Raw genomic sequence first — 23,230 nt, 5'->3', positions numbered from 1 at the left:
ATTTAATTTTCCGGAATATATTGTCCCACATAGGCCAGACACTGCATAGCTGCCAAGCCCCATTGTGCTACTGCATTGGTTGAAATAGTACGATCTTCCTCTACTGGATTTAATACCTGAGATCCTTTTATGGTTACTAGTTTTCCTTTACCCAAAACAATACCTGCTTTTCCTGCATAAAATTCTTTCCAGGCACGTGCTGCCAGTGTTTTATCCTGAGTGTGGCTAGCAGCAAAGGCTGTCAGTCGGGAATGTCCCTGTTGCAGATTCAACTTGGAAGCACTTTGTCCCAATTCGGATTTCTGCTCTTCTTCAGAAGCGTTGTATAGGCGACAATATTGCAGCCAGGCCTTTGTAAAAGCAGGCTCGTTGACCAAGGCTACTAACTCCTCACAGATTTCTGTTAACCCAAATACGGCACTTAAATGAGATACACTAATGTCTTTATCCTGAGAAATAGTAAACTCCCCAGTCGAAACATTGAGCCAGCTACTTCCTGTAAAGAAACCTTTGGGCTGAGCAGCGATGGCACGCATACTAGTAAGTAGTCTTTTCCGTATACCAGGATCACCAGTACGTTCCCATTGAGTGAGCCAAGCTGCTGCTATTGCTCCCCAGTCTGTGCCAAAACCTACAGGCACACTATCCAATGGATGGGGTGTTGGATTGACATCTTCTCCCTGTGGTAACTTACGGCCAGGAATGATTTTGGCAAGTGTACGTGCTGCTTCTACTTGTTCTGTAAGTAGATCGCCCACCCGTTCATCACCTGTCAGATAATAATACATCCGCCGGTTTGCAGCGGTACTGATACGAAGTTGTTTGGCACTGCATCCCCAATGCATCACATTGTGTCGGGAACCCAGCGGAGCGAAAGGCCCGAGGTGGTGTACATCTACTTCTCCTGTGTGTCGGGTCATGGCTTCCGCTACACGAAAAACATCTGCCCGACCAGTATGCAGAAAGTAGTACCAGAGCCATAAATCTGTAGACAGTTCAGAGTTATCCCATGCAAATCCGCCTACATCGTATCGCCAGGTATGCCGGTCCGGATCGTAGGTATGCATAAAATCGCCATAATTCCAGAAACCATACCACTGATGTTGCTCTACCTGATGCACATAATAATTAAAGTAATAGTCCAGTTGTTTTTCAAGAGCAGCTTTTGCGGGGACAGAAACATCGGCCCTACTCCAGTTGCCACCAAATACCTTTAGTTGTTCCAGATATCCGGGATCACATACCAGTAAGGGAGGATTTTGTAGTGTATCAGCCATTTCCAGCAATGTCTCCCGTGAAGGAGTTGCCTCTACTACCCATAGCATTACTTCACTGGTACGAGCCACACCTTTGGCAGTTCCAAATCCAGGCTCATAATCTTCGTACGTAATTTCCAGCCCTTCTCGTTGCTTTGCAAACGTATCCTGTTCCATGCCATCATGATAAAACCGCAGATCCATAGCGGGCGCATCCGGAGCCCAGAACCACAGGGTTAATCTACCCGTCTCTGTATTGGCATCACGAACATCCAGTTGGGCAGGATAGCTCTGCCAGAAATTTCGGATACCCGCAGCTAAGCCGCCAGAAGAAGTACCCAGATAAGCAAGTCCTATTGCTTTTTGTCCATGTCCGGCAGTAATCCAGCTGTGTTTGGCAGAAGTTCGTTTACGAATAGAAAAAGCATTGTATTCTCCCTGTGACAAGGTATAATCTCCAAAAGCTGGGATGTACTGCAACCGTGTTCCTACTTCTTTTGGAAAGTTTGGTTCCACAGATTTTCCATTCAGCTGTGCATCTGTGATTGCTTTGCCTGGATCGCGTCTTAATCCGGTAAGCCCCTGCACAGCTTCAGCAAAGACACCCTCATGTTCGCTATTCACAAACCGAATGTGGCGGTTGTATAACTCATCTTTAAGTGTTACACCAAAAGAAATACCTATTCCTTTGATAAAGTGCTGGCTTTCTTCTCCATCATAGATAAGTGTATGCATTACCCGAATCGCTTCACTATTATGATGAAAATACAAACGTACAACAAACGGAATCTGTTTTTGTCCGGAAGCAGACTGATGAATCCCGGTGAATTTAATTACTGACCTGAGAGGGCCAGCCTGTTCAATATGTACACAGGCAATAGTCCCTTGAAAATTTTCTCTCCGAATTACCAGACTCTCCTCTGAGTCAGGTTGATCTTGCAGTAGTAATATAAGCTTGCCATCTTTTACAATTTCACGTTCCTGCCGTACAATGGATCGAATCAGCACAGATCCGGACCTGGCAATGGAACAACGGATCGTTCCTGTATCTACCTGAATAGTATCACTCGTTTCTGTCACCAGAACTTTTTTGTCAAGGTTTTTGGATTTTCCAGGTTTAACAAAGATCTGTTTTGCAGTAATACTATCTGTAGTAAGAGTATGAGCAGTCCACTTTAGTGAGCCATCTGGCCAATAGGCTAAAGGCCTGCTTTGCACAGGTAGACCCTGCTGTTTTTCATCAATAGCAATAAAATCACTTCCCTTCTTTACCTTCCCCTGAGGCCAGCAGACGCCACAGGTGACTCCAGATGCAATCCCAGCTTTAAAGGGTGCCAGCCATTTGAGTTCAACAGGATTTACACCATTGGAAGGCGCAAAAGTTAACGAATCAGAAAGTGTATTTCTAAACGGATAAGATGAAACAAGCAGAGCTGATTTTTTCAAAAATCCGCGTCGTGATTCTGATAAATTATACATTATGTGTAAGAGACAAAATAGGTAGTAAGGGAAAACCATCCGATAACAAAAGCCAATACCTATCCCTTTTTACCAAAAGATGATTTTACTTTCCTCAGATAAAAACAATGTTATTGTTCTACCGCAGACCAGTCAAACTCCGAATGCTCAGCAGGCGTAACAGATTGTTTTATTAATCCATACAAACTTTTTACTTTATCCGGATAAGCAGAAGCCAGATTGTTGTTTTCGTGAATGTCGTTTTTCAGGTTATACAATTCGAGTGTTTCAGATTGCCCTTTTCGTTTGAAACGAATTAGCTTCCAGTCACCCTGCACCACAGCCTGTTGCAGATAACCTTCATTAAATTGCCAGAAGAGATATTCGTGTGGTTTTTGAGGGCCTTTACCTGTCAGCTCATTGACGAAAGAAAGTCCATCAACAGAAGCAGGTACTGAAAAGTTTGTTAGTTCAGCAAATGTTGGCAAGATATCCCAGAATGCCCAGGGTTGCTCACTCACCCGTCCGGCAGGAACTTTGCCTGGCATTTTCACAATCATAGGCACACGAATACCTCCTTCATACAAGTCACGTTTAATACCGCGTAAAGGTCCACTGCTGTTAAAGTATTCCGGATCTGCGCCACCTTCCTTATGAGGTCCATTGTCACTGGTGAAGAAGATGTATGTATTGTTGTCCAGACCGAGTTCTTTCACTAATCGTTGCAGTTCACCCACATTGCCATCCAGTTTGGTAAGCATAGCAGCAAAGGCAGCATGAGGCTGAGGCTGACTACGATACGAACCTCCATTCTGATTGTAGGGTGTTTCTGGGGCGAACTTGCTGCTCCCATCTGCATTCTGGAAAGCTTTTAGATCACTGGCAGGCGGAAATAGTTCGGCATGCGGAATAGTGACAGGGAGATACAAAAAGAAAGGCTGATCTTTGTGTGAACGAATAAAAGAATACGCCCGCTGTATAATCAGGTCATGACTATATTGGGTAGAGTCAATTTGGATCTTTTGGATCTTTCCATTTTTCACTTCAAACAGATAATCTGTGTAGTAATTATGAGCATGTCGCTGATTGAGATATCCAACAGATTCATCAAAGCCTTTGATTTCCGGTGACCCAGAAGTTCCTTCTTCACCCAATCCCCACTTTCCAAACATTCCAGTTACATACCCATGATTTTGTAGTCGTTGAGCCAATGTAGTATCCTGTGAACGTAGTGGCAAACGGGTATTGCCCCGAATATACGAATGCCCCATATGCAACCCTGTCATCAGAGAAGCCCTGGAAGGTGCACAAACGGTACTACCTGAATAAAACCGTGTAAAACGAGTTCCCTCACGTGCCAGTTGGTCTATATTCGGAGTAGGGACAGGGCTCCTGGAGTTATAGCATGTCAGATTACCATAACCAAGGTCATCTGCCAGCAGAAAAATGATATTGGGCTGTCGGGCAGCTTGTTGTTTTACAGGGCTTACCTTACAGGATAAAGAGAAAAACAGGATAAGGCAGATTCCTATAGGCTGAATGATTGTAGGTTTCATATGCATAAGGGTTAAAACAGAAAATACCAGTCAGAAAGATTGTCTCTGACTGGTAAAATATATCTGGTCTGATAGAATCTTGGTTCAGGGATCAGATATGCAGATAAATTTATTATCCTTTTATACATCAATAATAACCTGGATTCTGAGTATATAATCCTGGTTTTGCCAGAATCTCAGCGGCAGGTATAGGATAAATAACATAATTAGGCACTACTTCGCTAATAGTTAACAGATCATCACTTTCTCTCCATGCATTCATAGTTGTAATAACCTGACCGGAACGTACCAGATCATTCCAGCGAAGTCCCTCTCCCAAAAATTCGCGTCTGCGTTCTTCCATCAGTACTTCAAGAGTTACATTGCTGACAGGTGCAATTCCTGCTCTGGCTCTTACCTGATTTACGATAGCATCTACGTCTTCCTGTGTACCCGTTGTCCCATGCAAAATACATTCAGCTTTCATCAGCAGTACGTCTGTATACCGAAGCACTATAAAATTAACAGGCCAATCTGTTCCACTAGTCCCCTTCTTCGACAGATCAATATATTTCTTTACAAACGGATTTGAGTAAGAAAGCTGAATCGTAAAATCTTCCCGAACATCTGAACCTTCCCCTTCACTGCTTTCATATGAAGCACGTAAATTATCAGATACGTTAAAGTTACTTGCCCCATATCCATTGCCATAGGTATTGGAAATACCCAGGCTAGTCCAGTAAGCCACAGGTACCAGCTGACTTGGAAAGCCAGCACCATTGGAACTACTGATAAACTGTACATCAAAGATTACTTCTTTGTTGTTTTCATTGGTATATGAGAAAATAGACGCATAGTCAGAAAGAAATGCAAACTGATTGCTGGTGATGATTTCATTAAACAGTGCCAGAGCTTTGTCATACTCATTACTATCCAGTCCTGGTCCCTCAATGCCATAGGTTGGTCCCGAACGAGTCAGGTATACCAACCCCAATATACCTTTGGCCGCGTAGGAAGTAGCCCGTCCGACATTTGCAGCATTATAGGAAGCTGGCAAATTAGTAGCTGCATATTCCAGATCTTCAATGATAAAATCATATACCTCTGTTACCGAGCTACGGGGCACACCCGCGACTTCTGTAGCAGTCATTGCCTTATTGAGAATAGGCAGTTTACCATACAAACGCACCAGCTGAAAATAATAGAAAGCACGTAAGAAACGACACTCTGCACCAAATCGGATACGCAGGGACTCATCAGATATATTTCCACCTTTCGTTTCCAGTGCATCCAGAACAGTGTTGGAATTGTATATGCCATTAAACATATTGCTCCAGGCATTGACAATGAATCCGGTGGTAGTAAGATTGGGCGAAAAATCATTCACCCCCTGCCAGTCTCTGTTTCCATCTGATACAGCTGCTATATTATCACTACGCATTTCGCTTAGCCACAATGACTGATTGGGATATGCTTTTAATTGTGAATAGGCACCATTGACAGCCTGGGTAAAATCATTGGTATTGCTATAAAAATTGCCTGTAGTAATGCTTGAAACAGGAATCTGATCCAGTTCGTTTTCACAGCTGCACAATCCCAGAATCAAAGCAAACAAAAAGATGTATGGTATTTTTTTCATAAAAATCAACATTAGATCAAATATTAGAAAGATAGGTTTACTCCAATAGAAGCTGTTTTACTCAGTGGCATTGCACCATAATCTCCTGGCAATGCATAACTGCTGTTACCGCTAACGTTCGTATTCTGGGCTTCCGGATTTACTCCACCTTTGTATTTGTCATGCCCAAACCAGTTTTGAAGAGAGGCATACACACGGGCAGCAGATATACCTTTGAATTTTACAATTCCTTTTAGATTATAGCCTAGTGTAATGTTCTGAATTCTCCAGAAATCCGTAGAGTAGATCCAGTCAGAAGTCACATAAGGTACTGTATAGGAAGAAGCAGATTTTCCTCTTGGTGCATCATAATTCTGATTTTCGGTTGTCCACCGATCTCGCCATATACCTAGTGTATTGGCAGTTGTGCTACCTGAAAAATCAATAGCCCGACCCAGATAAGACAGGATAGAACCACCATGTTGCCCATATACCTGTACGCTCAGATCGAAGTCTTTGTACTTAAATGTATTCGTCAATCCCCATGTATATTTAGGAGTAGGCTGTCCACCAATAACACGATCATCCGCATCAATTACACCATCTTTATTGTAATCATAATATTTAGCATCTCCTACGGTTTGTTTACTCAGTTTGGCAACTGAAGGATCATCTATATCAGCCTGAGTAAGTATTCCCTGTGTCTTGGTGATGTAGTAACTGAAGATAGGTACACCTTTCTGAAGCAGAAATGGAGGGTTGCTGCCACTATAAGCAGACGAGATATAAATAGGAGAATCGTCGTTACCTAACTCTACAACTTTATTGCTATTAAATGCGATATTGCCATTGGTAGACCACTGAAAATCGCCATAAACAACGTTTACAGTATTGAGTCCAATCTCCAATCCTTTATTCACAACGGCGCCTATATTTTGCAAACTGGAATTAAATCCACTAGCTGCTAGTACAGGCAGGTTCAGTAACAGATCTGTGTTCTTTTTGCGATACACATCAAAATTCATACTGATGCGTCCTTTAAACACACTCATATCAAACCCCGCATTATAGGTATTGGACGTTTCCCATTTCAACAACGGGTTAGCCAATCCCGATACTACTTGTCCGTTAGCTACTGTGCCGGCATTACCACCAAAACTGTAATTAGAGCTTGACAGAGTAGGAATCGCACTATAGTTACCGATGTTATTGTTACCTGATTTTCCCCAGCTTACTCTCAGTTTCAAATCATCAATAAAGTGTATATTCTGTAAGAAGGGCTCCTGAGAAATACGCCATCCGATAGAAGCGGATGGAAAAGTACCCCAGCGGCTCTGTTCACCAAACCGGGAGGATGCATCACGGCGAAGTGTAGCAGACAACAGGTATTTCTCTTTGTAGTTGTACTGAACCCTGCCATAATACGAAAACAATGTACTGTTACTCTCACTGGTACTTCCCGTTAATGTTACACCAGAAGAATTGGCAATGGCATTGTTTAAGGTAGTGACCAGATTGTTGGCAAATCCACCAGCAGTACTGATACTAAAAGCCTCATAATGCACAGAACTATAGGAGACCCCTGCTACAGCAGAGATGCTATGATCCTGAGCTAGCACTTTCGAATAACTCAATGTATTCTCGTTAACAAAGTTCTGCTTTTTGAATCCACTATACGAACCAGAAGAGTTTTTCCCAGGATTAGTAATCCGTTCAGATAAAACTCCTGCTACCACATAATCCGGAATAAACTTCTTGGTATATTGGTTGGCTTCATCAAAGTTTATGGTTGATTTGGCTACCAAACCTGGTAAAATCTGTAATTCTCCATACAATGACCCAAGCAAACGTGTAGTTTTTGAACGACCTATGGTATTGTTAAAATAGGCTACAGGACTTAAAATTTTGGTAGTAGCCCATGTATAGGTTGTATTTTCAAAAGCTCCTGAGTTTAATCCGGCACTTTCCTCTACCACAGGTGTCAACTGAAACATCTTCATCAGATAATTATCTTTCCCCTCTGCATCTGGAGTATTATTGATCGAATAGGTAGGTGCAATATTGATTCCAAACTTAAGACGTTTGCTGGCATTGGCTTCTACATTGGCCCGCAATCCATAGTTTTTATAATCAGAGTTGATCAGCGTACCTTGCTGATTCAGATAATTGCCCGATATGAAATATTTAACGTTGTCTGTGCCACCACTGGCAGATACTTCATAGTTTTGAAATAACGCTTTACGGTATACTTCATCCTGCCAGTCTACATACATAAGTCCCGGATGGCCTGGTTGTGCCCAACGATCGTCAGTCATATACGATGTATTAACAGCACCAGGAGCCAGCCCCAGAATAGTTCTGCGTTCTTCATTCGTTTGATCAGCAGTCCGGCCAGAACCAGATCTTACCCAGTTTGTATTCGCTACCTCAGTAGCCATTTCAACCCATTCAGAGGGACTAAGCAAATCCTGTTTTTTAGCTACCTGACTTACACCTGTATTGACATTAATTCCTATCTTCATTTTTCCAGATTGCCCCTTTTTTGTTGTAATAATTACAACACCATTGGCAGCCCTTGACCCATAGATAGCACCAGCCGCTGCATCTTTCAGTACCTGAATACTCTCAATATCATTAGGGTTTAGGTTTGTCAAGGGATTTCCACTAAAACTACCATTGGAGTTCTGACTCACGACATCCAGCGGAAAGCCATCAATTACATACAGTGGTTCTGTTCCAGCTGTAACAGAGCCTGAGCCTCGCACCAGTATACTCAAGCCACCCCCAGGCATTCCTGTTTGCTGTCGCACCTGTACACCAGGCATTTGACCTATTAGTGCCTGTTCTACACGGGCAATAGGCTTTTCTTCAATACTACGGGCATCAAAAGTAGCCACGGCACCTGTAATTTCTGTTCTTTTCTGGCTTCCATATCCAACCACTACAATTTCATTGAGAGCGGTTACATCCGGAAGGAGTGTCACATTAATTGACTGGTTTTTACTCACTACAATTTCTTCGGTCAGATATCCTACAAACGAAAAAACCAGTGTGCCACCTTCGTCAGGCAGGTTAAGTGAATAACTCCCATCTGCACCTGTAACTGTGCCTGTAGTAGTACCTTTTAATACTACACTTACTCCAGGTAGTGGATTGCTTTTATCATCAATAACCACACCTTTGATCTGTATAGCTACTGCTGGATTCTTCACAAAGGCAATGATGTGGTTATCGACCTCTTTATAGGTAAAGGAAGTATTCTGTAATAAGATGCCCAGAATCTCTGCCAAAGAAGCATCCTGTACATCAAGAGTTATTTTCTGTGAGGCAGGAAAAAGATTATTGTTATAGAAAAACTGGTATCCTGTCTTTTCTTCCAATGCTTTCAATGCATTAGCCAGTGTTACATTACTTAATTTCAGACTAATGTGCGTATTCTGAGAATATACCTTGGCCGATACAGGCAACAAAATAAGTAGTGCAAAAACAATTGACAGTTTTACAATTCCCAAAATACGGGGCATAGCAATTCCATGACCTCGAAGCTTTGGCCTTTTTTTCATACATTTACAACAATTTAAATGAGTAATATGAATCAGGCTCCAACGCCAATTGACACCTGATTCGGAAATTTAAATTCAAAGGGGGAAATGTTTCACAGCATTTCCCTTTGGTTTATAATCTAGTAGATATGAATTAGATTGTCTTTCATTTTTTTGTAAGAAAATTGTCTGGTAAGTTTCAATGTTTCCAGTACAGTCCACAAACTGGTACGACTGCTTACGGAGCCTGTAAACCGGGATTGTTTTATTTCTTCATTTTCAAAGGTTATTTTCACTCCATACCATCGTTCCATATCTGCCGCAATCTGTTCAAATGACTCATTGGTAAAACTCAATCTGTTTTGTGTCCAATCCGTTTCTACTACCGAATTGGCAGATTCTGTATGATTTATTTTTTCCAATTGAAGTGTTGAATCAGAACCAGTATCCGCCTTCTTTTTTGGATATAACACTAGTTTCTCAGAAGGATGTAATACAACTTTTCTGTTAGGCAGATCATGAACCTTTACCAATACAGATCCTCTGATTAATGCTGTTTCCGTTTTTTTATCTTTTGCATAGGCCTTCACATTAAAAACAGTACCTAATACCCGAACACTTAGCTGATTTGTTTCTACAATAAAAGGTTGATCGGCCTTGTGTGTTACATCAAAATGTGCTTCACCACTTAGTCTCACAATCCGCAAACTATCTCTGAATACGTCCGGATAAGACAAACTACTACCTGAGTTTAACCAAACCCATGTGCCATCTGGCAACTTTACCTTCTTCTTCTCACCTGGTTTTGTAAGCACAGTAATAGTATGTACAGGATTTAGTATAACTAACCATTTAGACCTTCCTATCCAGGCAACCAGTGTACATACAAGCAACAGTCCTATAGAGGCAGCTATCCGTAACCGGAAAGAAATAGTTGAAGTAAGTGGTTTTGATTCTGGCTCTTTCTCTGCGAATAAGATTTCTTTAATTATTTTCTGATTTTCTTCCTGAGTGAGATTAACATCTAAGGGTATAGAATCTTTTTGAAACTCTTCGTAAATCTCAAAAAGTACTTGTTCTTCTGCAGGATTGGTCTTACCAGCAAGAAACTTATCCAGTAATTGTTTAAATGTATCTTTAGTCATTCTGTAGAGTATGTATAAAAAAGACCACTCTACCCCCAAAGCACTCTGTGATTTTTTTTAAATTTTTATGAGGGAATACTTAAAATGACAAAAGTGAGGCAGAAAAGATGATGCAAAACCAGGCGTAAACGTTTTAAGGCAATAGTTAACTGATTCTCTACGGTTTTGGGAGCAATGCCTAATATAGTGGCTATTTCTTTGGTAGATAATTGCTCAAAACGACTCATTCTAAAGATTTCCCGACACCTGCCAGGCAATGCGTCAAAGGCAGATTCTATCAGATGTAATGCTTCTTTCTCATTTACTTTTTCTTCGGTGGTATTACTAAAATGCCTGTTTTCTATTTCTTCCCATAACTGGTCATGATGTTTTCCTTCCCGAATGGCATTAAACACCTGAAAACGAGTGGCCGCATATAGATATGATTCCAAAGAAATAATTTGAATAGAATCTCTTCGAACCCAAAGTTGAGAGAAGATCTCCTGAATAATATCTTTACAGGTATCCTTGTCCCGAAGCACCTTATAAGCAAAGGAGTATAGCTTTGAGGAATATTTATAATATAACTCTTCAAGTGCAGCAGAATCGCTCTCTCTCAGTAAAGCAAGCAGCTGATTATCCGTCAAACGTTCTTTTGTCTCAGAGTGCATTGGGTACGTTTTTTCGGCAAATATATTAAACTCTACAAGTTCAATAGACTTTATATACAAATTTATTCAGACTTGTGTAGTTAAAACCAATATATCTTCAATAAGTACTATATAGTATATATATTCTTCAAAGTATTTGAAATGTTGCTATGCCTCCGTATAGTACTTAGCATATAGAATTTATACTATTTATTCAAACTGACTGTCCTTATACTGGCAAACCCAGTTACTGCCACTCAGCTTTCATATTGTTAATAAGATCTTTATAATTTATTCGCTCCCAGGCACCTATAAATACAGTACAGCTACTCTTATAAAAAGTATTTTTCCAATAAAAAATAAAAAATAATCGTAATAGTAATTTAAAACACAATCACAACAAAAAAAATACACTTCTTCTATTGACTAATTATTTACTATTTCTTTACCTTAGTAGCATTCCAGCGAAATAAATCTTCTCATAGATTCAACTAATCATATAAATTTAAAATCTGTAGATAAGAAACAAACTCTACATACTTACATACCTAATAGTGTATTTCTCAATACTTCTGATTTATCTGATTGTTACTTTACATAAGACTTTATCATAACCCAACCACTGTTCATTTTATCTAGTTTTTACTCTAACCCCAGACTTTTTCTTTCAGCTTATCACTTATAAGCGATCATTCCACAATTCTTACAACCATAAATTTTCAGGTAGTTATTTCATCCATCGGTACTCATTCAGTTTGGTAGACGACAGGGAGTGATATATACTCCCGTGTGCATGTTTTTTTCGTAGAATAACACTTACGCCACCTCATACATGTAATTTGTTAAACCTAACCTTCTACTATTATGCCTGAGCAGTTATCATTTGAATCTCCTCAAAAAAACAATCTTGAACCTATTGCCATTATTGGCATCGGATGTAGGTTCCCTGGAAATGTAACAGATCCAGCCTCCTTTTGGAGCAGACTTCAGGCAGGGTTTGACGCAATCACCGACGTTCCGGAAAATCGCTGGAAACTGGATAATTACTACGACCCTGACACACAAAAAGCAGGCAAAATCAAATCCCGAAAAGGTGGCTTTTTAAAAGAAATAGACCAGTTTGACGCCAGTTTCTTTAACATATTCCCCAAAGAAGCTGAACGTATTGATCCACAACAGAGAATGCTGCTTGAGATTACCTATGAGGCAATGGAAGATGCAGGAGTGAAAGTAGAAGATCTCTCTGGCTCCAGAACCTGTGTCTTCATGGGTGTATTTACTACCGATTACTGGGACATGCAAAGCTCCGGCTACCAAAAAGATAAAATCAGCCCACATGTGGCAATGGGAGCTTCTTCTACATCAGTAGCCAATCGTTTATCCTACATTTACAATCTCAAAGGCCCAAGTGTAAGTTTGAATACAGCTTGCTCCTCTTCACTGGTAGCAGTACACCTGGCTTGCCAAAGTATCTGGAATGGAGAAAGTTCCATGGGACTTGCCGGTGGTGTAAACCTCCTTCTCAAACCAGAAACATCTATTCTGATGTCTAAGGGGAATTTCCTCTCTCCCGACGGATATTGTAAAACATTTGATAGCCGTGCCAATGGATATGTACGAAGTGAAGGATGTGGGGTTATTTTATTAAAACCTTTATCGAAAGCATTAGAAGATGGAGATCAGATTTATTCTCTGATTCGAGCAACAGGTGTGAATCAGGATGGCTATACAGAAGATGGATTTACTGTACCTAATCCGGATGCCCAAACAGAATTACTGGAAACTGTCTATAACCGGGCAGGTGTAAATCCAGCAGAGATTACCTATGTAGAAGCTCATGGTACAGGTACACCAGTAGGTGATCCGTTAGAAACCAGAGCCTTTGGAAATGTAGTTGGCAAAGGCCGGAACACCGATAATAAATGTGTGATCGGTTCTGTAAAAACCAACATGGGTCACCTGGAAGCAGCAGCAGGTATAGCAGGTTTGATTAAACTGGCTTTGATCACAAAAAACCGACAGATTCCAGCCAATCTCCACTTTGAAAAACCCAATCCAAAAATACCTTTTGAAACATATAAACTGAGAGTGCCTACTACACTGGAAACTATTCCTCAAAATATTCCGGTTGTATATGCAGGTGTAAACTCGTTTGGTGCAGGTGGAACCAATGCCCATTGTTTATTACAGGAATATATTCCGGCTGCCACAAAAAATCTTTCTTCTTCTGAAGACGGAATGATGCCTCATCTCTTCCTTATTTCTGCCAAGAATGAAAAAGCACTCAAAGATCTAGCTAACAGCTATATCCCCTTTCTGAAAGGAACATCAGAATCTCTACAGGATATCTGCTATTCACTGGCAACTAGAAGATCATCTTTTGAACATAAGCTATCTATTGCAGCCCGCACCAAAACAGATGCATCAGAATACCTTGAGGCGTTTGTAAAAGGAGAAACACGTCAGGGTATGACGTATCAGATAGTAAAAGAGTCTAAGAAGCCCCGCATAGCCTTCATTTATTCAGGTCAGGGACCTCAATGGTTTGCCATGGGTCAACAACTACTTAAGGAATCCTCTGTCTTCAGAGATACTATTCTCAAAATAGATGCACTCTTCTCTAAAATTGCAGATTGGTCATTACTGGAAGAAATGAGTCGGGATGAAGCAACTTCCCGTGTGAGTGATACCCGTATTGCTCAGCCTGCTATTATGGCTGTACAAATAGGGCTTACTGAAATATGGAAATCATGGGGCATAGAAGCCGATGGATGTGTGGGTCACTCGATAGGGGAAGTAGCCGCTGCGTATGCATCTGGTGCACTAACACTGGAACAAGCAGTGGAAGTTATTTATCACCGTAGCCGAAATCAGAATCAGGCCACGGGAAAAGGAAAAATGCTTGCAGTAGGACTGGATTTGCCTTCTGTTAAAAAAGAAATCAAAGGACTGGAAGCCCAAATAGCTATTGCAGCGATTAATGGTCCTCAGATGATTGCACTGGCAGGTGACATTCCCGAAATGGAGCAACTGGCAGCTAGTTTGTCAGAAAGAGATATCTTCAATCGCTTCCTGCAAGTCAATGTACCTTTCCATAGTCACCATATGGAGCCACTGAAAGATGAAATGATTGCAGCATTGAAGCATCTTCAGCCTTCCCGTACTACGATTCCACTTTATTCAACTGTGAGTGGAGTTCAGGAAAATGGGCTTCACCTGGTTTCTGAGTATTGGTACAAGAATGTTCGGGATACAGTATACTTCACTCAGGCTATCGAATCCATGATTCAGGATGGCTATGATACATTCATTGAAATAGCCCCTCACCCTGTTCTTACTGCTGGTGTAGTAGACAGCCTGAAAATGCATCGTATCGCAGGATTGGTAGTACCCTCTTTACGCCGGAAAGAGGATGAAGCCAAAACGATGATTAATTCACTGGGTATTTTGACTATGGAAGGCTATGAAGCTAACTGGAAAAAATTATTCCCATCGGCTCACTATACCAAACTTCCTCATTACCCTTGGCAACACGAACGGTACTGGTTTGAAACCAAGACTCATCAGCAGGCACGTTTGGGAACACCTGTTCATCCATTCCTGGCTAGTGAGGTTATCTCTGTGAAGAGTCTGCATCACCGGATATGGAATCTGAATCTAAATCCTGAGTTATTTACGTATCTCGCTGATCACAAAGTAGATGGTGCTATTGTATTTCCAGGAAGTGGTCACCTGGAGATAGCATTGTCTGCCGGAAAAGCATCATTTCCTGAACATCCTGTCTTTTTGGAAGATATTCACTTTGATAAAGCACTATTTCTGCCTGAAGAAGGAGAACAACCCGAAATCAGATTGGAAATACTGAATCAGGAAGGTGAGTACTATATCTGCAGTAAACAAGCAGATCAGGATAACACAGCCTGGATCAGACACTCCAGAGGTAAAATCAATTACTTTGATGATTTTGTCAGGAAAGAGCCGGTTACAATCAAACCTTTGCTTGAAAAGCTGGAAACAAAAATTTCTATTCCTGACTTTTATGTGGAACTGAAATCTGCTGGCCTTAACTATGGAGAAACATTCAGGAGAGTACAAAAACTGTGGGTAAAAGGAAATGAAATTCTTGGAGCTATTAGTCTGAGTTCTCAAACTACCTATGGAGTAGAACAATATTATGTACATCCAGCCTTATTAGATGCTTGTTTGCATACCATCTTTGCTGCCCGTGAAAATACAGAAGACAACAAACGAGGTATTTATTTGCCTGTTCATATTGAGAAATACAAGGTATATGAAAAACCAGGTCAGCATGTATGGACATATGTAGAAATACTGGAAGCCAGTGATGATTTTCTGATCGGTAATTATCAGATACTAAATGAAGAAGGACAACTGGTAGCTGAAATGGAAGGCCTGACCTGTAAATACATCCAGGGTTCACGTGGCGAACAGCAGGAAAGCCTTTATTCTGGTATGTATGAATATCAGTGGGAACCTCTCGCTCAGGAAGATGAAACCAATCTGGAACTAGAGCGTCTTCATTCAGATGAATGTTATTTGTTATTTGCAGATACACAAGGTGTTTCACAGAAACTCTTGGACAAACTTGCCCAGGATAACCTCTCTGTTATTGAAGTCACTAAAGGTACTGCATTCAAAGAACTTAGTCCATCATCCTATGTCATCAATCCTTTTGATGGAAAGGATACACAAGCACTCTTTGATGCTATTCACCATAAAGGGCTGAAAGTAAAGAAACTATTCTATCTATGGGCGCTGGACAATCAGATCGGAACTACCATTACTCCTGAACTATTTGAGCAACAGCAAACCACATTGATCAGTGGTACCATGAATCTGTTCCAGACAATTGATAGAACAGGCATCAAAACAGGAGTCGTATTTCTGACTCAAAACAATGAAAAGGTAGAAGAACAGGATACAGTGATTAACTACACACAGGCTCCTATCATGGGTATGTCACGTGTATTCATCAATGAATATCCGTATATACCCGTAAAGGTCATTGATATCCAATCAGGTCTGTCGGAAGAAGAGAGTAACATTCTGTATACAGAACTTACCGGAAAGAAATTCAAGTTCGCAGAATTAGCAATCCGTAATACGCAAACGTATATCAGAAAACTGGTGCCTGTTACAGAAGCCCAAGCTTCTGAAGATGCAGCTCAGGAAGTAGTAGCACATGGACACTCTTTCCAGACTATCGTAAAACGCCCAGGCGATCTGAATAGCACTATCTTCCAGCATGTGGTAAAAGAGTCTGTCCAGGCAGATGAGGTAAAGATAGAAGTAGTTGCAACCGGACTTACCCAAAGAGACTCGCTGGTAGCTACTGGAAAACTAGATAAAGCCGGACAGCAGTTGGGCTTTGAATGTGCAGGTATCGTCCGTCAGGTAGGTAGTGCAATCACTCATCTGAAAGAAGGAGACGAAGTAATTGCCTGGGGCACACACACACTAGCAGGATCTCTGACAGTGAAGGCCAATCAGGTAATTAAGAAACCCGCCCATCTTCTCTATCAGGAAGCAGCAGGTTTACCTATAGCGTATATTACATCTTACTATGCACTCACCGAACTTGGTCGTTTAAGTAAGGAAGATGCTGTTCTGATTCAGGTAACAGACTGGGACGTAGCTTTGGCGTCCATTCAACTGGCTACCAACACAGGTGCAAAAGTAATTGTCCTGGCAGCAAATGATACACAAAAAACGCATCTCCAAAAATCAGGTATTGAACATGTATTGACAGATCAGCATACAGACTTTTCTCAGAAGGTAGTAAAACTGACAAATGGAAAAGGTGTGGATGTTGTACTGAATTCACTAGCTGGCATTGGACTAATCAGAGGATTAAAAAGTCTGGCACCATTTGGTAAGTTCATTGATCTCAGTACAACTTCGACAGAAGAAGCTATTCTGGAAAAGAATCGTCTGGACAACAATATTTCATTCCATACACTGGATGCAACCCAGCTTATTGAGTTTAAACCTCAGTTGGTTTATCGGATTATGGATGCAGTAGTTACATTGTTTGCAAACAAGCAACTTCAGTCTGCTCCATTGAAAGCGTTCTCAATTCAGGAATTGGAAAAAGCACTTTCATCAGTAGAAGATTCAACACGTATAGAGAAGGTTATTGTAAATATCGATAATCAATCTATCCATGTACAAGCTGCCAATACATTGACACTGTTAGCAGAAGCCACCTATCTGATTACAGGTGGTGCCAGTGGATTTGGTTTGGAGATTGCCCGCTGGCTAACCGCCAAAGGTGCGAAGTCACTGGTACTGGTAAGCCGTAGCGGACCAAAATCAGATACAGATCGTCAGGTAATCAAAGAGATTGAGGCAACTGGTACTAAGGTCACCCTACTTCAGGCGGATATAACAGATTATCAGGCTGTACAAAAAATCGTAGCAACCATACAAAGCGAGCTACCGCCATTAAAAGGTATTGTTCATAGTGCAGCGATGCTGGATGATCAGTCTATTCCGGATATGTCCAATGAGATATTCATGAAGGTATACAGACCAAAGGTATATGGAGCATGGAATTTCCATGAAGCAACCAAAGAGCTGCCATTGGACTTCTTCCTGATGTTCTCTTCTATCTCTGCTATCTTCGGATTCCCTGGACAAGCGAACTATTCTTCAGCGAATAACTTCCTGGACAGATTGGCTATGTATCGGCAGTCAATAGGATTAAAAGCATCTGCCGCCAACTTAGGCGTATTGGATGACTATGCAGGTATGTCCAAAGAAGGTGGACGGTTGATCAAAGCCTTGATTAATCAGGGATGGACATTGCTTAGTCTGAAAGATGTCACCAGCAAACTGGAAAACGTTCTTTTGCAACAACCTCCAACCCGGATGCTGGCTAACCTGGACTGGAAACGTTTCAGAGACTTCTATTATAACCTGAAAGACGATACCCGCTTTGCCCACCTGATGAATGAATCAGTGAAAAATACAGGTGGTTCAGGATCGTCCAGTCTGGTTGATAGTCTCAAAACGCTTTCAGGAGAAGAACAACTGGAATTGCTGACTCAGAAAGTATCCGAATCGCTGGCGAATATTCTAGGCGTATCAGCTGAAAAAATAGACACAGGCATTCCAATTACCAAAATTGGACTTGACTCTCTAATGCTGAACCAGTTGCGTAACTGGATACAACAGAAGCTGGAAATCAACTTCCCGCTAATGAAGATAGCAAAGGGTCCAAGCATTGTAGAACTATCCACTCAACTGTTGTCCGAGATCAATAATCAGGAAATTGTACAGGAAGAAGCTGTTTCAGCAGATACCTCAGGAATTGCAGCAGAAGAAGACATCGAGATTTACAATCAATGGCTTGTACGCAATAAACTTGTCAAAGAGGAAAATGTCAAGTATCGCATATTCTGTATCCACCCGGTAGGTGCAGGCGCTTCCATGTTTGGTCACTTCATATTTAATCCACCTGCTGATGCAGAAGTTCTTGCATTCCAGTTACCTGGACGTGAAAACAGATTACATGAAGAACACTACCAGGATGTACCTTCACTAGTGGCTGATATGGCAACTGTAATGGAGTCGTTGCTGGATAAACCATTTATTGTATTTGGACATAGCTTTGGTGGGATGGTAGGATTTGAACTAATTCGACACCTGCAACTACAGTTTAACAAAAAGCCAATCCAGCTTTTCATCTCCGGAACGATTGCACCGCAGCTTACCAAGAAATGGAAAGATCGGGATGTGATTAGTGAGACAGCAGTGCTAACCAACTCAGAGGAACGACTCCTGTCCCTAATGTCCTATATTGATGATGTGGAGTTCCTGCGTAAGATACTTCCTGTTATGCGCAAAGACATGGCTATGATTATGAGTTATGTGTATGTGCCGGGAGAGAAGTTTGACTTCCCTATTACAACCTTTGCCGCAGACAAAGATGATGTAGTATATCCAAGTGAAGTTTCTCAATGGAAAGAGCATACCAATAGTTCGTTCACCATGGAAGTACTGGAAGGTGACCACTGGTTTTTGAGCCGAAACAAAGAGCTCATTTCCCAACGCCTCTCAGATGCATTGGAAGAAACAACAGTACAGACACACTAACCACAGGTAATAGTAATCATGTTTTAATCCCTACTGGCAATGAAATCATTGCCAGTAGGCTTTTCATTTCGTACATTGATCAGTCTCCACCCTCTCATTCTACAACGTCAGGATTGTCAGTTTCAGGCTACACTTGGTTTTTGTGATTCAGATTCCCATTTACTAGAATCTATTCAGGAAGAGTTTCTGCATCCGGAAGAAATAGTATACCTAAAAGAACTGAAACTGGATAAAACAAGATCAGAATTTCTCAGAAGTCGCTATCTGGTCAAGAGAGCACTGGCTACCTATCCATTACAGGAAGAACCTACAGAGATACAGATTGGCAAAGGCATCTTCCAGCAACCCTTATTGCTAACCCGATATCATTACCAGCTTGATCTGAGTATCTCACATCATACTACGCTGGCAGCTTGTCTTATCTTTCCACAACAACATCCTATGAGTCTGGATGTGGAAGTGTGTAACCCTTCGATTATAAGTCTTACTAAAAATGAAGTGACAGAACACGAAAAAAAATTATATTGTAACACACGAGAGAGCGAGACTATATTTTTTACACGACTCTGGACTATAAAAGAGGCATTATCAAAGGTTTTGAAAACAGGAATGATGGTGCCTTTCCACAAACTGGAAACAGAAAACATGACATATCAAGGTAATATTGTAACCAGTTATTATACAGATTTTATTCAATATAAGGCGATTTCTTTCCAACGGAAGGACTCTATATGCACTATAGCCCTACCTAGAGCAAGTACTCTTCTCTTTTCAACACAAATCCCCTAATATCTTTCCCTACTGGTCACTACAACAGAAAACAATATCACATTGGTAACCACATTAACCAGACAAAAAATACAAGATCAGATAATTTATTATCTCATAAGTAAAATGAGAACACTATTTAGCTTTACAGATCCTATAAATAAGCAATAGTTAAATAGACAAACATGCTATCCTGATTTTATAGTAGCCTTACATACAGGCACTAAAGATAAAACCATGTAGTGACCTCAACAGATTTTCTTTAGTGAAAAAACATTTTAAAACCTTACATAAACCATTTTTAGCACTATTCCCTACATCTTCATCCAAACAAATTATACTACTTTTAGTATCCAATGTTATACTACTAAATCACACCTTCTATACACGTTACTATGGCCAGTTTACTAACCCGAATTATCGATGCCGGCAGTCAATATGATATGCCTGAATATCTAAGAAATCGGGTAAGACCAACAAATATTATATGCTTACTGGTAATATTTGCCTTATCTATCCCTTTCAGTGGCATATCGCTTATCTACTTCCCAATGATGGCTATTTTCCCATCAGGAGCAGCAGTAGTATGTGTTTTAGTTATCATTAGCAATTATTATGGTGGCATTTATTATTCCCGTGTTGTCTTACCAGTGTTGCTGCTGGTACTCTCTTCGTTATATAATGCCTATTTCTGTGACTCTATAGCTGATTCTATCAGTAGCGTTTATCTGGTTGAATTAAGCTTTACTCTTATTCCCTTTGTTATCTTTGACTTTAAGGAAAGAGGCTTCCTGATATTCTGTACCCTGTTTTCTTTTTTCATCATTGTCGTATTTCCGGCAGCATGGGATAAGTTTGACATGGGGTATGATGGCACAGTATTGAGAGAGGGTCCTTTGGCCGTTCTGACAACCTTACTGGCCACTGTATTTCAATTGGGTTGTATTAGTGGTCTAGCTGTTATCAATCGAAATTCGGAAGAGAAATCCAGTCAGTTGATTACAGTTATGAATCAGAAGAATGAGGAAGTAGAAAGATCCCGTAAAGATCTGGAAGTTAACCTTGTTCAACTGGAGAAAGCACGCCAGGAAGAGAACCATCGGCAGTGGGCATCTGAAGGTATAGCACAACTGTCTACGCTACTTCGGAGCAATTCTGACGATACAGAACTGTTTGACAGAATCATTGCTACTCTTGTCAAATACATTCAGGCTAATCAGGGAGGTTTGTATATAGTAGAGAAAGAAGAACGTACCCATGATATATCTATCCGGCTGGCCGCTTGTTATGCATACAACCGGAAAAAACACATTCAGCAAACATTTCAGGCAGGACAAGGGTTGATCGGGCAGACCTATCTGGAGGGAGAGTATATATACCTGACAGATATACCTGAAAATTACCTTACTATTACTTCCGGACTTGGAGACTCTTCACCCAGAGCATTACTGATTGTTCCTTTAAAGGTAAATGAGTCTACAGAAGCTATTCTGGAACTTGCCTCATTCAAAAAATTCGAGAAACATGAGATTGAGTTTATTGTAAAACTGGGTGAAAGTATTGCGTCCTTTATCCAAAGCAATCGTATCAGCCAACGCACCAAACAATTACTTGAAGATTCTCAGTTCCAGGCAGAAGCTTTGCGTGCTCAGGAAGAAGAAATGCGTCAGAATATGGAAGAACTAGCTTCTACTCAGGAAGAAATGAATCGTCAGCAAATGTCCTATCTTCAAGAAATAGAACGACTTTCAGCATTGTATGCTACAGCACAGGAAGAAATTCATACTAAAAACAAGGAAGTAGAAGAACTTCAGAAAGCTCTGCACACCAATACTATACAATAGAATTTATCCCCTGATTATAAAAAGAAAACACTGACAGATTTACGCTCTGTCAGTGTTTTCTTTTTATAGTAATCCAGAATTTCCAACGAATGTAAGCAGTGAAATAGAATACGATTTCATGTGGTCATATAGGTTTCCAGAATGCATTTTTCTACCAGGTTGTTTTCGCTTAGATAATGATAGGAAAAGTACCTTTTGGGGATAAGCAAAAAAGGAGAAACTGTAGGTAGAGTGATGTTTTGGACAATGAATAAATTTGAGGAAAGAGACCTATAACTGTGGCAAGCAGAGAAATAGAAATGATCTGAGAAAATATAGTAAGAGATCTCTACAAAGTAGAAAGTAGCAACTACACTCTTTTTAAAAATACAAACGCTGTTCTTTTACGATTTTAACCAGAATGAACTCATATCTGAAATTTAGGATACCTCATCTAAAAAAATAAAAACGCTGGCAGAATATTCTGCCAGCGTTTTTATTGTATCTATCTCACTTTGCTACAACTATCTACCTGATACTAACCTCAGGCAGCTTTTCGGATTTTTTTATTTTCGAGATATACAGATTCTTTAGCAGCTTTCTTAGGCAACTTAATAATACCCAATAGGTTAAATAACTTAATCACCTGATAGGTTGGATCTATTTCAAACCATTTGAAAGCAAAGTTAGCACGATGTCCGTAGGTATGGTGGTTGTTATGGAATCCTTCACCCATCATAAATATATCTACAGGCATTAAGTTACGGGAAGTATCACTTACTGTAAATGTAGTGTATCCTATTTTGTGAGCAAACCAATTGATGATAGCGCCATGAATAGGTGACATCAGGAAATGAACAGGCAATAACAGGAACCATCCCCAGGAAGGAGCAAAATAAATATAAAATAGTGTATACAGTGTTCCCCACATAAGACGTACAAAGTTATTCGAAGCAAAGTCGTCAAATGCCTTCCAATCCGGAACATTCACCATAAATTTAGGATCTACATCTGCTGTGCGGTTACGAACGGCAGCATAGAAAGTTTTGGTTTTCCACATCATATCAAAGAATCCTTTGCTATACAAAGGTGAATGTGGATCATCTTCTGTGTCAGCAAATGCATGGTGCATACGGTGCATTACGCCATACGCATAAGCACTCAGGTAGTTAGAACCCTGAAAAATCCATGTCAGCACAAAAAAGATTTTTTCCCATGTCCGTGACATTGTAAATGCCCCATGGGCAGAATATCTATGTAAGAAGAAGGTCTGGAAGAATAGAGACCCATACCAATGAATAGCGAAGAAAATAAGAATAGCGGTCATATCTTGTCTTT

Annotated in this window: 10 protein-coding genes; 3 read left to right on the top strand and 7 right to left on the bottom strand. The window is 40.6% G+C overall.

The features are described 5' to 3' along the window. Positions 1-2: 2 nt before the first annotated feature. The 6 genes from QNI15_RS17795 to QNI15_RS17770 all read right to left on the bottom strand — a co-directional run bounded on the left by QNI15_RS17795 (position 3) and on the right by QNI15_RS17770 (position 11,204). Positions 3-2,735 carry an exo-rhamnogalacturonan lyase family protein gene (locus QNI15_RS17795; protein WP_314032833.1) on the bottom strand — a complete coding sequence of 911 codons (2,733 nt, stop codon included), beginning with the start codon at positions 2,733-2,735 and terminating at the stop codon, positions 3-5. A gap of 110 nt (positions 2,736-2,845) precedes the next feature. Beyond that, positions 2,846-4,270 (bottom strand): arylsulfatase, encoded by a 1,425-nt coding sequence (locus QNI15_RS17790; RefSeq protein WP_314032832.1) that lies wholly within the window; start codon positions 4,268-4,270, stop codon positions 2,846-2,848. Positions 4,271-4,397: 127 nt separating this feature from the next. Next, complete coding sequence (locus QNI15_RS17785) at positions 4,398-5,888, bottom strand: RagB/SusD family nutrient uptake outer membrane protein (protein ID WP_314032830.1); 1,491 nt, start codon at positions 5,886-5,888, stop codon at positions 4,398-4,400. Positions 5,889-5,911: 23 nt separating this feature from the next. Further along, positions 5,912-9,430: a TonB-dependent receptor gene (locus QNI15_RS17780; RefSeq protein WP_314032828.1), complete on the bottom strand. Its 3,519-nt coding sequence runs from the start codon at positions 9,428-9,430 to the stop codon at positions 5,912-5,914. A gap of 119 nt (positions 9,431-9,549) precedes the next feature. Beyond that, positions 9,550-10,554, bottom strand: coding sequence for a FecR family protein (locus QNI15_RS17775; protein ID WP_314032827.1), 1,005 nt, complete (start codon positions 10,552-10,554; stop codon positions 9,550-9,552). A 65-nt stretch (positions 10,555-10,619) separates the two neighbouring features. Continuing rightward, on the bottom strand, positions 10,620-11,204 hold the full coding sequence (locus tag QNI15_RS17770) for an RNA polymerase sigma-70 factor (RefSeq protein ID WP_314032825.1): 585 nt from the start codon (positions 11,202-11,204) through the stop codon (positions 10,620-10,622). Between the two features lie 843 nt (positions 11,205-12,047). Between QNI15_RS17770 and QNI15_RS17765 the strand changes: the two genes are divergently transcribed. The 3 genes from QNI15_RS17765 (at position 12,048) to QNI15_RS17755 (ending at position 21,913) form a co-directional block, all read left to right on the top strand. After that, on the top strand, positions 12,048-19,301 hold the full coding sequence (locus tag QNI15_RS17765; protein WP_314032824.1) for an SDR family NAD(P)-dependent oxidoreductase: 7,254 nt from the start codon (positions 12,048-12,050) through the stop codon (positions 19,299-19,301). A gap of 39 nt (positions 19,302-19,340) precedes the next feature. Further along, entirely contained in the window at positions 19,341-20,090 is a 750-nt protein-coding gene (locus QNI15_RS17760; protein ID WP_313996027.1) for a 4'-phosphopantetheinyl transferase family protein, read from the top strand. 374 nt (positions 20,091-20,464) lie between these two features. Beyond that, positions 20,465-21,913 carry a GAF domain-containing protein gene (locus QNI15_RS17755; RefSeq protein WP_313996024.1) on the top strand — a complete coding sequence of 483 codons (1,449 nt, stop codon included), beginning with the start codon at positions 20,465-20,467 and terminating at the stop codon, positions 21,911-21,913. 523 nt (positions 21,914-22,436) lie between these two features. On the opposite strand, the gene QNI15_RS17750 is transcribed toward QNI15_RS17755, so the two are convergent. Then, complete coding sequence (locus QNI15_RS17750; protein WP_313977536.1) at positions 22,437-23,219, bottom strand: acyl-CoA desaturase; 783 nt, start codon at positions 23,217-23,219, stop codon at positions 22,437-22,439. Positions 23,220-23,230: the final 11 nt, after the last annotated feature.

It is taken from the genome of Xanthocytophaga flava, assembly GCF_030068545.1.
Taxonomy (GTDB): domain Bacteria; phylum Bacteroidota; class Bacteroidia; order Cytophagales; family 172606-1; genus Xanthocytophaga; species Xanthocytophaga flava.
Note: the sequence above shows the minus strand (reverse complement) of the source record. Positions and strands in the feature narration are given on the sequence as shown.